At 55.6% G+C, this 14,207-nt stretch carries 15 protein-coding genes; 4 read left to right on the top strand and 11 right to left on the bottom strand.

From position 1 onward, the window contains the following. The first annotated feature begins 132 nt into the window (after positions 1-132). The 3 genes from H3U89_RS02290 to H3U89_RS02300 all read left to right on the top strand — a co-directional run bounded on the left by H3U89_RS02290 (position 133) and on the right by H3U89_RS02300 (position 2,511). Entirely contained in the window at positions 133-1,470 is a 1,338-nt protein-coding gene (locus tag H3U89_RS02290) for an MFS transporter (RefSeq protein ID WP_198178649.1), read from the top strand. Positions 1,471-1,548: 78 nt separating this feature from the next. After that, the gene (locus tag H3U89_RS02295; RefSeq protein ID WP_198179455.1) at positions 1,549-2,055 is read left to right on the top strand and encodes a GtrA family protein; all 507 of its coding nucleotides are present in this window, start codon (positions 1,549-1,551) and stop codon (positions 2,053-2,055) included. A gap of 108 nt (positions 2,056-2,163) precedes the next feature. Further along, on the top strand, positions 2,164-2,511 hold the full coding sequence (locus H3U89_RS02300) for a phenylpyruvate tautomerase MIF-related protein (RefSeq protein ID WP_045934997.1): 348 nt from the start codon (positions 2,164-2,166) through the stop codon (positions 2,509-2,511). Positions 2,512-2,629: 118 nt separating this feature from the next. Here H3U89_RS02300 and rplI read toward each other — a convergent pair whose 3' ends face one another. The 10 genes from rplI to H3U89_RS02350 all read right to left on the bottom strand — a co-directional run bounded on the left by rplI (position 2,630) and on the right by H3U89_RS02350 (position 10,762). Beyond that, on the bottom strand, positions 2,630-3,079 hold the full coding sequence (rplI, locus tag H3U89_RS02305) for a 50S ribosomal protein L9 (RefSeq protein ID WP_045934996.1): 450 nt from the start codon (positions 3,077-3,079) through the stop codon (positions 2,630-2,632). Positions 3,080-3,093: 14 nt separating this feature from the next. Next, positions 3,094-3,342 (bottom strand): 30S ribosomal protein S18, encoded by a 249-nt coding sequence (rpsR, locus tag H3U89_RS02310; protein WP_015021310.1) that lies wholly within the window; start codon positions 3,340-3,342, stop codon positions 3,094-3,096. 36 nt (positions 3,343-3,378) lie between these two features. Next, positions 3,379-3,996: a single-stranded DNA-binding protein gene (locus H3U89_RS02315; protein ID WP_029677658.1), complete on the bottom strand. Its 618-nt coding sequence runs from the start codon at positions 3,994-3,996 to the stop codon at positions 3,379-3,381. A gap of 88 nt (positions 3,997-4,084) precedes the next feature. Beyond that, complete coding sequence (gene rpsF / locus H3U89_RS02320; protein ID WP_015021308.1) at positions 4,085-4,381, bottom strand: 30S ribosomal protein S6; 297 nt, start codon at positions 4,379-4,381, stop codon at positions 4,085-4,087. Between the two features lie 139 nt (positions 4,382-4,520). After that, positions 4,521-5,516: a dTDP-glucose 4,6-dehydratase gene (gene rfbB, locus H3U89_RS02325; RefSeq protein ID WP_198179452.1), complete on the bottom strand. Its 996-nt coding sequence runs from the start codon at positions 5,514-5,516 to the stop codon at positions 4,521-4,523. Positions 5,517-5,577: 61 nt separating this feature from the next. Next, the gene (locus H3U89_RS02330) at positions 5,578-6,750 is read right to left on the bottom strand and encodes a LicD family protein (protein ID WP_198178647.1); all 1,173 of its coding nucleotides are present in this window, start codon (positions 6,748-6,750) and stop codon (positions 5,578-5,580) included. Continuing rightward, a complete protein-coding gene (locus H3U89_RS02335; protein WP_198178645.1) occupies positions 6,719-7,849 on the bottom strand; it encodes an NAD-dependent epimerase/dehydratase family protein in 1,131 nt (376 codons plus the stop codon). Before H3U89_RS02335 ends, H3U89_RS02330 begins: the two co-directional genes overlap by 32 nt. Next, positions 7,849-8,607, bottom strand: coding sequence for an IspD/TarI family cytidylyltransferase (locus tag H3U89_RS02340; protein WP_198178643.1), 759 nt, complete (start codon positions 8,605-8,607; stop codon positions 7,849-7,851). The genes H3U89_RS02335 and H3U89_RS02340 overlap by 1 nt, the downstream gene beginning before the upstream one ends. A 38-nt stretch (positions 8,608-8,645) precedes the next feature. Continuing rightward, on the bottom strand, positions 8,646-9,923 hold the full coding sequence (locus H3U89_RS02345; protein WP_198178642.1) for an ABC transporter ATP-binding protein: 1,278 nt from the start codon (positions 9,921-9,923) through the stop codon (positions 8,646-8,648). Next, the gene (locus H3U89_RS02350; protein ID WP_198178641.1) at positions 9,923-10,762 is read right to left on the bottom strand and encodes an ABC transporter permease; all 840 of its coding nucleotides are present in this window, start codon (positions 10,760-10,762) and stop codon (positions 9,923-9,925) included. Before H3U89_RS02350 ends, H3U89_RS02345 begins: the two co-directional genes overlap by 1 nt. 74 nt (positions 10,763-10,836) lie before the next feature. Here H3U89_RS02350 and H3U89_RS02355 point away from each other — a divergent pair, with 74 nt between their 5' ends. Continuing rightward, positions 10,837-12,081 (top strand): acyltransferase family protein, encoded by a 1,245-nt coding sequence (locus tag H3U89_RS02355; protein WP_198178640.1) that lies wholly within the window; start codon positions 10,837-10,839, stop codon positions 12,079-12,081. A gap of 6 nt (positions 12,082-12,087) precedes the next feature. Here H3U89_RS02355 and H3U89_RS02360 read toward each other — a convergent pair whose 3' ends face one another. Beyond that, a complete protein-coding gene (locus tag H3U89_RS02360; protein WP_198178639.1) occupies positions 12,088-14,166 on the bottom strand; it encodes a DUF6541 family protein in 2,079 nt (692 codons plus the stop codon). Between the last annotated feature and the right edge of the window lie 41 nt (positions 14,167-14,207).

Consider the following 14,207-nt stretch of genomic DNA (forward strand, 5'->3'; position numbering starts at 1 on the left):
CGGGCGCCGATATGGTTACCACTGTAGCAGTTCCCCCAGCAGCCCCACATCCCTTCATGCCCCTGGAAGGTCCGGCGGAAAAACATGCTTCGGGACTGTGAAAACATCCACGGAAAGCGAGACGAACAGCCCATGCCACGGCAATTGAAGGCGGCTCTGGTCGAAGCCGGTCACAGGGTCTTCGGAGGATACTCGGCGCTCCTGCGGCTGCCACACACGGCACGGTTCGCCGTGGGGTCGGTCATTGCCTCCATGCCCTTCCCCATGGTGGGCATGACCATCACCATCTCGGTGCAGCACTACTACGGCAGCTATTCCCTGGCCGGCGCCCTGACCGCCATCCAGGCCGTGGCCCTGGCCCTGATAAGCCCCATGCTGGGCAAGTTGGTCGACAAGTTCGGCCAGAGGCAGGTCTCCATCCCCACGGTTCTGGTCTGGATTGTGGCCGCCACGGTCCTGATTACGGCCATCACCGCCCACGCTCCCACCTGGGTGCTCTACCTGGTCACCCCCTTCATGGCGGCCATTCCCCCCTGGGGAGCCATGAGCCGTAGCCGGTGGACGCATCTGCTGCGCGGTGACCACCGAGCCACCAACCAGGCCCTGTCCCTGTCAGGGGTCTTCGACGAGGCCATGTGGGTGATCGGCAACCCACTGGCTTCCATCCTTGCGGTCATCTCTGGAGTGTTGGCCTTCTCCTTCACCGGAATCTGCGTGGTGGTGGGAGCCTTGATGTTCCTCTCCTGCCGAGAGACCGAGCCGCCCTCGCAGACGGACATGGCCCGCGCCCAGGGCATCACCCGCAAAGAGTACCGGGAGCGTCAGGCTCAGCAGGTGGCACGTCTGCGGGACCAGGAGGGCCGGAACGGCCGTAGCGGCGCCTTCTGGAGTGCCGGCATGATTGCCGTCTGCGCCACCTGGTTCGGCCTGGGAGCCTTCCAGAGCGCGGCGTCCATTTCCATCATCGCCTTCGCCACCGAGCAAGGGATGAAACAGATGACCGGGTTCGTCTTCGCCTGCTTCTCCTTCAGCTCCCTGGTCGGCGCCCTGCTCTACGGGGCCAAGAACTGGACCATTCCACTCTGGAAGCGCTTCTACTTCTGCCTTCTGGTGGTCAACCTGGGCATCGGAACCTTTATGTTCGCCAGGAATCTGTGGACCATCATGGTCATCTACCTGATCATCGGCGTCTGCCAGGCACCCACCTGGATCAACGGCAACCAGCTCATGCTCCACCTGGTGCCGCCCATCCGCTTCACCGAAGGCATGGCTTGGCTGAGCGCCATGAATTCAATCGGGTCCTCGGCCGGTTCGGCTGTGGCCGGTCAGTTCATCGACCGCTACGGATCCCAGGGCGGATTCGGGGTGGTCACTACTCTGGCTCTGGCTTCGCTGGCCATCGCCTTTGTAGGCTTCCGTCAGATCCGCAACAGCACCGAGGAGCCCATTCTGACCGAGCTGTCCGCCTAAGACCGTAACGTAAGGCTTTTGCGCACAAGCGGCTCCCGGTACCCCGACAGCGCAGGAGGAATGGTTGAATGGGCTACCGTGCGTAGATTAATCGGACAGCTGCTCAAGTTCGGCATCGTGGGCATCATCGCCTTCCTGATCGACATCGGCATCATGAACCTGCTGATCATGGGGCCGCACCTGAACAATGTCCTGGCAGGAGCCATCTCCTTCCTGATCTCCCTGGTTTTCAACTATCTGGCCAGCATGCGTTACGTCTTCAAGCATCGGGAGGACATGGCCCGGTGGATGGAGATGGCGGTCTTCCTGGTTTCCTCGGTCATCGGCCTGGGAATCAACGAGGTGATCCTATGGATGGGCACCGCCATGCTGCCCCCGGATGCCATCACCACCATGCACGCCCGCTACCTGCTCTACGCCAACATCGCCAAGATCACAGCCACCGTGGTGGTGGCCATCTGGAACTTCCTGATCCGCAAGTGGCTGCTGGACGCACCAGCCCCCGGCAAGCCGGTCAACCCGCATTCGGTTGCCCACCGTTTGGGTGCCTGGTCCCTAAGTCATCGCCCCTTCGGCTGGCGCTGAACCAGCCCGTCCAGTCGAGGCTACTATGGGACGGGAATAGTCAGCCATCCGCCGGGCGTACCGAATCATCCTGATCGGTCATGCCGGATGGACCGGAAAGGAAGCACCATGCCCGTTATCCACACTCACGTAAGCACACCCCTTACTGCCGAACAGCGCGAGCGGATCAAGACCGCCTACGGCAAGGCCATCACCGCTGTCCCTGGCAAGTCCGAAGGCTGGCTCATGTGTCCCTTCGAGTCGGACATGCCCATCTACTTCGGTGGTGATGACAGCAAGCCCGCAGCCTATGTGGAAGTCAACGTCTTCGGCAGCGACGTCCCCAAGTCCGCCTGGGAAAGCCTGACCAAGACCATCATGGACACGCTGGAATCTGAACTGTCCATCCCTAAGGACCGCACCTATATTCGCTACACGGCCACTACTGACTGGGGTTGGAACGGCGGAAACTTCTAAGCGAGCAATCCCCAAGGACACAAAGGAGGCCTTCCCGCGCATATATTCGCTGCGGGAAGGCCTCCTGCTTAAGCCCAGATCCTTATTTCAAAGAATCCTCATGGAATAGGTCGTATTGCTACTCGGCGACGACCTTGACCGTGAAAGCGGCCGAGATCTCGGGGTGCAGGGCCACGGTGGCCGGGAACTCGCCAGTGGTCTTGATGGTCTCCACGGAGATGGCGCGGGGATCCACGTCGGCCAGGGGGCGAAGGGCCTGGGCGATGGCATCATTGGAGATGCCGCCGAAGAGCTTGCCCGAATCGGACACCTTGGCTGCGATCTCGACGGTCTGCCCATCAATGGCGGTCTTGGCGGCCACGGCATCCTCACGGGTGGCCATGGACTTGGCGCGACGGGCCCGCTGCAGGGACTCGATCTGCGCGGCGGCGCCCTTGGACCAGGCGAAAGCCAGTCCCTGGGGAATCAGGAAGTTGCGCGCATAGCCGGGCTTGACTGCGACGACGTCGCCCTTGTGACCCAGATCGGTCACGGTATCGGTCAGAATAACCTTGGTTTCCTTTGCCATAATCCGGACCTCCCTCAGCGACCGTTGGTGGCGTAGGGCAGCAGGGCCATCTCACGGGCGTTCTTGATCGCCTTGGAGATCTCGCGCTGCTCCTGGACGGTGACGCCGGTGATGCGGCGGGAACGGATCTTGCCGCGGTCAGAGATGAACTTGCGCAGCAGAGCCACGTCCTTGTAATCGATGGTATGAATCTTGGCGGCCCTCAGAGGATTCGGCTTCTTCTTGAAGGGCTTGACCGGCGGTTGCGGCCTTTTACGTGACATTGGTACTCCTTAAATGAATGATGACGCTATGAAACTTCAGAATTCGGGTTCGTCCCCGGAACCACCGAACTCACCTGTGGACCCGAAGGATCCGAAGGAATCGCCGGACCCGGTCGATGACCAGGGATCCTGAGCAGGGGCCTGCTGGCTCTGCGCTGGCTGTTGACGACCCATGGGGGCCGATGCCGCGCCGGCGCCGCCCTGGTAGGAAGCCCCGCCCTGGTAGCCGCCGTTGTTGGATCCAGCGAAGCCACCACGGGACCCTCCGCCACCAGTGTTGGCGTTCCTGGTGACCTGGGCGGTGTTCCGTGTCAGTGCGGGTCCAATCTCGTCCAAACGCAGCTCCACGACCGTGCGGTTGTTGCCCTCACGATCCTGATAGGAGCGCTGCACCAGACGACCCTGAGCGATCACCCTCATGCCCTTGGTCAGGCTGGCCTGAATGTTGGAGGCCATGGGACTGTAGGTGGAATCCCAAGCCGAGCAGCGCATGAAGAGCGAGTCGCCGTCCTCCCACTGCCCGGAGTTCCTGTTGAACTGCCTGGGCGTGGACGCGATGGTCAGGTTGGCCACCGTGCCTCCATTGGAGGTCGTACGCACCTCCGGATCCGCAGTGAGATTACCCACCACGGTGATGTATGTATCTCCCGCCATGTCACGACCTTTCCTCGGAATGAGGACTTGGGAATGGGCCTGCTGGGCCGAATGTCAGCCGACGCTCCGACGTCCTTTTGCTGTTTACTTACTTGTCATCCTTGCGAAGAATCTTGGTGCGGATGACGGACTCGTTCAGGTTGAGCACACGATCGAGCTCAGCGCTGGCGGAGGGCTCGCAGGTGTACTCGACCACCACGTAGTTGCCTTCCTTATGCTTGTCGATCTCGTAGGCCAGCTTGCGACGGCCCCAGACATCGATGTTGTCGACGGAGCCGCCTTCCTTGGTGACCACCTCGAGATACTGGTCGGTCAGCTTCTTCAGCGAGCGCTCATCCATGGCCGGATCGGCAATGAACATCAATTCATACTTATGCGCAGACATCACCCACCTCCTTTGGACTTACAGGTCACGGACCTTCCGTGACAGGAGGGTGTATTGCACGCCAATCGTGGCTGAACGATCCTCTGGCCACGACGGGAACCCGACTAGTTTACATCCAAGGGTGGTACAGCCACAAATATCAGTGTCCCTGCTCCCGATAGCGAGCCTCGACTGCCTGCTTATCACTTGCCCACCACCTGCGGTGACGGCGATACCAGTCGATCGTCTCTGCCAGACCCTGCTCGAAGTCCCGGTGCAGAGGCCGCCAACCGAGGTCCCGTCGTATCTTTCCGGCATCGATGGCATATCTACGATCCCCTCCAGGTCGATCTGCCACCAAATCGAATTCGTCTGGTCCACGGCCCATGAGGCGCAGGATCATCCTGAGCACCTCCATGTTGCTCAACTCGCCATCCGCGCCGATGAGGTAGGTTGATCCAGGCGCTCCATGAACCAGGATGCTCCAAATGGCCCGGCAGTCATCCTCCACATGGATCCAATCCCGGACCGCACGTCCTTGGCCATAGATTCGTGGACGGATTCCGGACAGGATGTTGGTGATCTGCCGAGGAATGAATTTTTCAATGTGCTGATAGGGACCGTAGTTGTTGGAGCAATTGGAGATGGTCACGCGGGTCCCATAGGTGCGCCACCAGGCTCGCGCCAAATGGTCCGCCCCTGCCTTGGTGGCCGAATACGGACTCGAGGGCCGGTAGGGGCTGGCCTCGGTGAAACGGTGCGGATCATCGAAGCCGAGATCGCCGAAAACCTCATCAGTGGACACCTGATGGAAGCGAAGGCCGTGGCGACGGGCGGCCTCCAGCAGAACATAGGTGCCATAGAGATTGGTCCTGATGAAGGGCGCTGGATCCTGGATGGAGTTGTCGTTGTGCGACTCAGCCGCAAAATGGACGACGGCATCGACATGAAACCGGCGAATGGCCTGTTCCACAGATTCCGCGTCGCAGATATCGGCATGGACCATATCGATCCGATCGGGAATAAGGCCATGGAGGTTATCGATCTTGGCCGCATAAGTGAGCAGATCGTAAACCACGATGTGCGTGTCGGGATGGTGGGCCAGCACATAACGCACAAAATTCGTGCCGATGAACCCGGCACCCCCCGTCACCATCAGGCATGAGAGCCCGGACGACTGAAGGTCCTCAACACTGCCCGAACGAAGCCCGGACGCCTCACTTTCGTTCTTCATCGCCAAGGGCCCGTTCCCCGTTAGTCGACAGCATCCGACGCATGGCTCGTACCGATTCGGGCGAGGCAATGTACTCATCAGCGACATGCTCATGGGAATGCATGTCGCGCGGCAGAGCCATGTAATCGCCATAGGCCTTACTCAGGTACTCACGATAATTCCTGGGCGCTGGAACGGAGATCCCGCGGAAGGGCAGAGTCGTCGAACCGGTCCAGTCACCGGTCAAGTAGGGACCGGATTGGCGCACCTCGTCAATGTTTTCAATGCCTCTGATCAATCCTGTAGCGCCATCAGCCGTGGGCAGGATGGATATGCGAGTCGCCAGTTCTTCCAGGTGTGCCTGCAGGTCGGATTCCAAGGCGGGGATCAGAGGATCTGCGCCGGAAATATAAATATCCCGGCTCCAGGAGGAACTCTGGTATTGTTTGCGGATTCCCTGGGCAAACTGTATACGTTCCTGCGTGCAGACCTGCCATGCATCTTCCGGATCGCCAGATACCCAATCCAGGGGAAAAAGATCAACAAAACAGGGGTTGGCCTTATCTATTGACCGAAATCTGATCTGCTTGCAAGGCACGTACCAGTCCCAGACGACCGTGACACGGAAACGTCCATCCTCGTGCACGGCTTTTTCCAACCTGCTCAACTGTTCGCGAGTGATGTAGACGTCAATATCGTCATCCCAGGGGATGAAATCCTGCTGACGGAAGGCGCCCAGCACTGTGCCGCCGGTACCCCAATAGGATATCTCATGATCCCGGCAAAACTGATCAAAGAGTTCGAACAGCCTTGCCTCCGCATCCTGGAAGAGCGCATGGATGCCTTCGGCCTTGGGCAACCCTCTAAAGAATCTGAGTTGTGCCTGCTCAGTCGTCTCATGATCTCCCCGGAACAATTGCCAGTACATGACGCTATTCGAATCATGGACGTATTCCAAGGTTTCATTTAGCGCACGGCATTGCTTCTCCAGGCGATCGAGACTCTCCTGAGCCTTATCCAGGGCCTTCCGTTGATCATCAATCACCTGAAGGAGTTGGGCGTATCTGGCATCATCCTGCGCCCGGAAGCCTCGCAAAGACCGTGAGGAGATGGGCAGGCGCCCCTTGATGCCGGCGATCAGACGGCTATTCATTGTCCATGCCTTTCCCTGCGACATTGCCGGTCTGCCATGTTGACGGCCGCATGCCAAAATACCGGCCGGTGCGTTCCAGTCCTTGCGCCAGTCCGACCTCTGCCTCAAATCCCAGAGCCCGTATTTTGGAAGTATCAAGAATATTGTCCTCCGGAGGAGAGAAGCGCGCAAGCTCATCCTGATCAGGCTGTTCATACCGCACCAGACCGCCCGGACGTCCAAAAAGCTGGGTCAATTTCTGGGCCACCCCGGCAATGGTGACTTCCTCCCCGCCATTGGCGATGTTGTATGTCGAATCCTGGCCGCGCAAAAGAAGCAGCATGATGCCATAAACCGCGTCTTTGATATAGCAGTAGCTACGTCGCTGCAGACCCGTGCTGTGCATTTCGATGTCCCTGCCCTCTTGAAGCATCCGCAGAAAAAGCGTAATGATCTTGGGATCGTCCAGCCGGTCACCCGGGCCATACAGGTAGGCCATACGTGCCACAGTCACAGGAAGGCCCAGCTGCAGACGTGCCCCTGCGCAAAGGTTTTCAGCGGCTAGCTTGCTGATTGGGTAGCAGTTGCGGACCACTGCCGGGTCAAAGCTTCCCCTGTCCCCCTCCTTGAGGATCTCCTCCTGGCTATGACCTCCATAGGCTTCGACGCTGGACAGATAAACCACTCGGAAGGGCTTGGTGTCCAGATCCGCCAGATATTGCAGAATCTGCTCAGTCCCAACCACGTTGGTCATCATGGTCCCCATGGGATCGGATTGGTAGGCCACCGGGTCGGCATTGCTGGCGGCGTGGATGCAATACTCTATCAGACCTTCATTTTGCAGCGAGAGGGGGGCGCGAAGATCCTGTTCCACGACCTGCAGCCATGAGTCCTCCCAGTCGTCGCCCAAAACATCTCGCAGACGTTTCCGACTCCTGACCACAGCAAGAACATCGATATGCAGGCCATGGCGACGACGCAAAGCAGCTATCAGATGCAGAATGAAGGAACCCACAAAGCCTGTTCCGCCGGTAATCAGTATCCTGCAGCCATCCAGCTCCCGCCACAAGTCCGGATGGGCGTCGGCCAGACCATTCACATCCTGTTGCAGAATGTCTGCATCGACTCGTCTTACCCCAGTCATCAGGCCATTCCCTTGGCATCGAGATAGGCCTCGAAGAGCGCCACATCCTCGGGACTGGTGAGCTTGAAGTTGGAATTGTCACCAGCTACCGCATGAACCACATGACCAGTCTCGATCAGCAGCGTGCAGGTAGCTACCGAATCATGAATACCCATCTCATCAGCCTGGCGATGGATAAGCGAGAGTTCGCGCAGACGCAGGCTCTGCGGGGTCTGGGTTCGCATGATGTGAGAGCGCTCAACCACTCTGCTGCTGGATTCGCCGTCATCGGTATGGAGCAAAGCCTCGGTTGCCGGCACTACAGTGACGGCATTGCCGTATTTCTCCACGCCAGCGATGTTGGCGTTGATCACTTCTTCAGTCAACAAGGGACGAACCCCGTCATGGATCAGAATGATGTCCTCAGGTGAATACTGTTTCTCAAGATAACGCAGACCACAACGTATGGATTCGAAACCGCTGGCACCTCCAGGTATGACAGATCGGACCTTGGTCAGTCCGCAATCTTTGACATATTGCTCAACAATCCCTGTCCACTCGGGCAGGGATACGACAATGATGTCCTCGACGGCCACTGCTCGTTGAAAAGCCTCCAGGGTATAGACCAGTACCGGCTTGTTCCGAACTACCAGAAACTGTTTGGGCACCGGTCCGCGCATACGGGCGCCAACCCCACCGGCCAGCACCAAGGCTACGACCCTGACGGTGGGCTCATCCGGGGAATCCATGCTCCTCTTTCCCCAACTCTCGTGACTCATATTCCGATTCTATCGAAAGTGCTGCGGGTACAGACAGGTCAGAGTGATTCCTCGCCCAAAAGACTGATCTGCAACCCACGGTCGCTCAACAAGGCGTACTCCCTGTTTCGCTTGTCTCTGATGGCAAAGACACAGGAGTTCTCGTCATTGGTGAAGGCAATCATTTTTGTGGGGGCGTTTTTGTCCGCTTGCGCGGCATCCCGCACGCGCAGGGATACGACGAGACGAAATTCGCCATTGTTGAAAATGTTCAAGGGCACCGAACAATGCACCACCTGATGCCCACAGGCTTTTAGACGGATGACATCGGAACCTGTGTCATAGGCTATGCCGCCGCGTCGAGTGTCGTGCATGGCGATGGCCATATAGAGATTGTCATACTCAGCGCAGTCGTATTCCACGTCAAAACGGAAGGTATCCGAGCTCTTGCAGACCGAGGATGATACCGGATAGGCGCGCAGGAGGGGTACCTGGGCGCTGAGACCGGTCGGATATTCGTCCCCTTGCTTCTTGCCATCGGATTGCTTGTCGGGGGCCTTGAGATTCTCCAAGGTGTACCGGTTGGCGACATCATCCTTGTCGCCATTAATCACCACATGGCCGTCCTTGATCAGGATCGCCCGGTCGCAGTACTTCTTCACGGCACCCATGTCGTGGGTGACGAGGATGACCGTCTTGTTGGGATCCTTCTTGACCTCGGTGAAGTAATCATCGCATTTGCGTTGGAAAGCCTCATCGCCGACGGCAAGAACCTCGTCCAGGATCAGTATGTCGCCCTGGGCCTTGATGGCCACGGAAAAAGCCAGGCGCACCTGCATGCCGCTGGAGTAGTTCTTCAGCTTCTGATCCATGAACTCGCCCAGTTCAGCGAAGTCCACGATGTCATCGTACATGGCATCGACCTCGCTGCGGGTGAATCCCAGCAGGGCTCCGTTCAAGTAGACGTTCTCACGGCCTGTCAGCTCCGGGTTGAAGCCGACGCCCAATTCGATAAAAGGCACCAGCTTGCCCGTATAGGAGATGCGGCCGCGTTCAGGATAGTAGATGCCCGAAATCAGCTTGAGCAGGGTTGATTTGCCGCTGCCGTTGCGTCCAACGATGCCGAAAAAGTCACCCCGACGCACCTGGAAGGACACATCCTGCAGCACCTGCTGTTCCTTGTATCCCTTGATTCCTCGTGTCCAGTTGATAAAGGCCTGCTTGAGTCCTGTGGCTTGTTCGGTAGGCAGCCGAAAGACCTTATCCACATGCTCCACAGACAGGACCACGGGCCGATCGTCTTTTTCCTGACGGATTGGTTCCCCAGCCTTGCTCATCACATCACCTCGGCGAATTTGTGATTGTACTTGCGGAATACGCATACACCCAGCACCACCATGATCACAGTGAGCAGGATGGGGATCATGGTCGCGAAGGGATTGCTGATCTGGTTCCATACAGTGGGGGTGGTTTCCGGAGCGATGAATGAATGCCGGATATCCTGAATGGATTGCGCTATAGGGTTGAGCAGAAGCAGCTTGGCTACGACAGGACCCCACCAATGGTGGATTCCCGAAACAGCCGTCAGAGGATAGATGACAGGGATGGAATAGAAGATAACCTGTTGCAGCACATCCCAGATATGCGAGACGTCACGGAAGTAGACATACATGGTAGCCATGATCAGCGTGAAGCCCAAGGCCAGAATATACAGCTGGAATACGCTGATGGGCAGCAACAGGACTCTCCAAGTGAAATGCACCCGGCAGAAGATGGCAAAGATGAGAACCACGATCAGGTTGATACCGTAGCTGATCAGCGCCCCCATGGTGGCCGACACGACCACAATATAATTTGGGAAGTGCACCTTACGCAGGAGGTCGCCACGGTCCACAATAGAACGCAGGCCTATGGAAGTGGACTCGTTGAAGAACTGCCAGGAGCTTATACCCAGAAGCAGCACGACGGGATAGGTCGGCGTGCCATCGGTCATCCTGAGGAATTTGGCGAAGACCAGATACATAACCACGAAGAGCATCAGCGGCTGCAGAACGGACCAGGCAACCCCAAGGAAGGATCCCTGATACCTGAGCTTGAAATCGGTCTTGACAAGCTCACGCAGGATAACCAATGAATAGTGGTATCGCTGGCGTAATCTATCTACGATGCTTCTCACAAGCGTACAGACTACCAGAGCCCACTAATGACAAGAGCTCTCCTACTTCCTTTGTTCATTACTAACACAATGGTTTGAGTACTATCAAGGAAGAGTCGCAGCGATCCACGACCAAGTTTGATAAACGTTCTGGAGGCCTTATGCCGAACAAGCAACGAGACTGGAAATTTGAGTTCCTAAGAATCGTAGCGATGCTGCTTATTGTTACGACTCACTTTTTCGCCGATGACAACTGGGCAGTACATACCGATCCGGCCCAAACGGGAACGTGGGCGGGAGCGACTCATAATGCTCTCAGTTTCCTTGGACAGGTAGGCGTCACCCTGTTTGTACTCATATCAGCCTATTTTGTAGCCACCAAAACGACTAGCCCTATCAAACGTCTGTGGAAGTTGTGGATACAGATTTTTCTCTACTCAGCACCTATATTTTTACTGTTTCTTTTCTTGAAATGGAACCATGCTATTCCTGAACACTACCTAGTTGGAGTGACTGTCAAAAGTGGCCTGGTCTCTTTCCTCCCCATCACCGAAATAGCCTATTGGTTCATCAGCGCATATTTCATCATGACCGCTTTCAGCCCGTTCATCAACAAACTTATGGAACATTTAACCTCTGCACAATCATGGATCTTAACTGCCATGATCATATGGGTGACGTTCATATGGCGAATACTCAATGCGCAGAGCCAGTATTATACCGATTGCGGTTATCTGATTTCCATTTACCTTATTGGTGCAAACATCAGGCTTTACCCTGAAAGACTGCCGCGCATCCATTGGTATTCTGCCCTTATCTGCACAGTGATCAGCTTCGGCCTGTGCGTAGTGGGCACACACGCACTTGGCAGGCAGAACTCAATGACCGCTATCCTAGGCAATCCGCCGACCAATCTTTTGACCGCTGGACCTGGTGCCTCGCCAATACTTGCCGTGATATCCGGTGCCGTCATATTCATCTGGGTAACACAGATTCGCACATGCAACCGTGCCAATACCGTCTGGAGCAGGCTCATCATCGCTCTTGCACCATCCACGCTGGGCATATATTTAATTCATGAAAACTTCCTGATTAAACCACTGCTATGGGATACAGTCTTCAAAAGCCCCGAGCCCGTAGGGCTCTTTGCCAAGCTGATCTTTTCAGCAGCAGCTATAACCCTTGTCTTCCTCATGCTCATGCTTGTCAGTTATGTATACAATTTCCTCATAGTAAATCCCGCTATAAGAGTAGTCTCGCGGATTCATCTCTCTGATAGGACAACTGGCGGGCATATAGGCATAGATGATCAGACCGCACACAACAATCCTATTGAATAGCTTCAGTTAGCACGCGTGATTATCAATTTTATACAATCGCATAACTCCTTGCTGAAGAACCGGAGTGAAACCAGGTGTGCCATCATGAACGGCATCGACGCCACGCCAATCGCGCCTTTTATAGCTGGCATAGTCGGAGATTACTTTGGCCTTGTCATCGGGATCCGGCTTATAGTCGGTACGGTCAAGAAGCATCAAGTACTGCGCATGTGATTCCTTGACAGCTCGGCATACATGTTGATCATCATCCATGCTGTCCAAGCTGTTCATGATCAACTTGCTCTGGGCCGTAGGTTTACCCAGCCAATTGCCCTGCCATGCCTTGTAATAGACGTTGAGATCATCGATTCCCCACGCGTAGACGCTGCCGTCATATGGTTGGTTGAGAATCAAGGAACCCGGTGGAACGATCTGACGGACCTTTTCAACAAAACGCCGCTCGTCAGCGGTGTAGCTTTTGGGCTCGTTTCTTGAATTTGTGTACCGCAGATCCCTGGTTACGGCGCCGAAAGGCGTATCGACGCTATGGCTGCCGCGCATATGGTAATTCGGGAAGAAATTGATAATTTCCACGACGACAAGCACGGCGGCAAACAACACGATCCGCTGTCTCGAGTCATGGCCGTCGAGCATAACACCATCAAGCAATTTGACGATTACGTTCATCAGTGACCACAGGCCAATTGCCGCCAATGGTATGCCTGTGAACACCGCCGACGCCCCTAAACGATAGGCGTCATGATACCAGAATCCTGTAAGCACAGCCTTGGCTCGACCATCAGTCGCGGCCGAAAGGAAGTAGAGGAAACACATTAATAAGTGGGCACATCCCAGCCATAGATATTCTCTATGAAATAGCACATACAAGAACCCCAGTATGACCAATATACCAAGCATAAACTGTGGCTCGGCATCACGGAAACCCAGGAAGACGATATCGAATATAGCCTGAGGTTTGGTTTCAAACGATGGCCAATCCCAGCCTACGGTCCGTTGCATAAATGGCACCTTGTAAAGACCGACCCATACACAGGCTATCAGCAACAGCACCGCTGCACTCAATACAGATACCGCCAAAGTCCGATTGGCTCTTAACCTTGAGGCATCGCAATATCTCGGTATTTGAGTCATCAGATATGGAACAAGAAAGATCCCCATGGTAAATACTGCATTGGGCTGAGTAATTGCCACGCCGATCATAGTTGCTATCAGCAATGCCCCGTCCTGAGCTCTACGCCTCCAGCTGCTCCTTGCGTCAAGGATGTTCAGAAAAAGAACCATAGACAATGGGAGTACCGCAAACGACAACAGATTGGAATACAAGGGGCCAAAGGCCAAAAATCGCCATGGAAATGCGGTAAACATCAATGTAGTGCACATGCAAAGAATCATTGCTGGACGCAAACCAGACAGCACTTTTCTCAACAAAAGGAACATGGAGCCAGGGAATACAACAGCAATAATGCAAGCATTGACCGCATTCGCCGCAATCAAAGGACTCACACCTGTGGCAGCAGCCACCAATGCGACTAGGGAATGCCAACCTGTTGGGTAGAAAGATGACCCAACTGTTGGAACAATATTTCCGGAAGTCAAAGGCGACATATCTCCAGTGGTCAGGAATTTCCTGACTATACCCATGTGCCATGCGTTATCGAATAGTTGCGAATATGAATCCGGACCATCAAAATTGCGAACCAACACGAGGGTGGTAATAAAGATGCCAACTGTCCAGAAGCCAAACAGCACCAGCCAGTCATGCGGTTTCTGAATATCACCGTCTGGACCAATAACATTTGCATAGCGCTTCATTGCATTCATGCCCAGTCTCTGCATTACCACCTTGACCAGCAGGGGAATGATTGATATACAGAGTGAGACACCCACCACACTTCCGACAGAACTTTTTATGCCTATCTTCTGTTCAATTATTTCCAAAATCCCATACAGTGCCAGAGCTATTGGCGGAGAAAGCAATAACGAGGTCCGTCTTGGATACCCAAATGCGGAAACCAGCAGAAAACCCGGAATATATAGCAAGCCCGCAGTCAGCAGCATAGATGCTAGGAAGGAAAGCCACATCATCTTTTCTACTGTTTCCTTTCGCGATATCAGTCACGATTGAT

This window comes from Bifidobacterium sp. W8104 (assembly GCF_016100735.1).
Lineage (GTDB): Bacteria > Actinomycetota > Actinomycetes > Actinomycetales > Bifidobacteriaceae > Bombiscardovia > Bombiscardovia choladohabitans.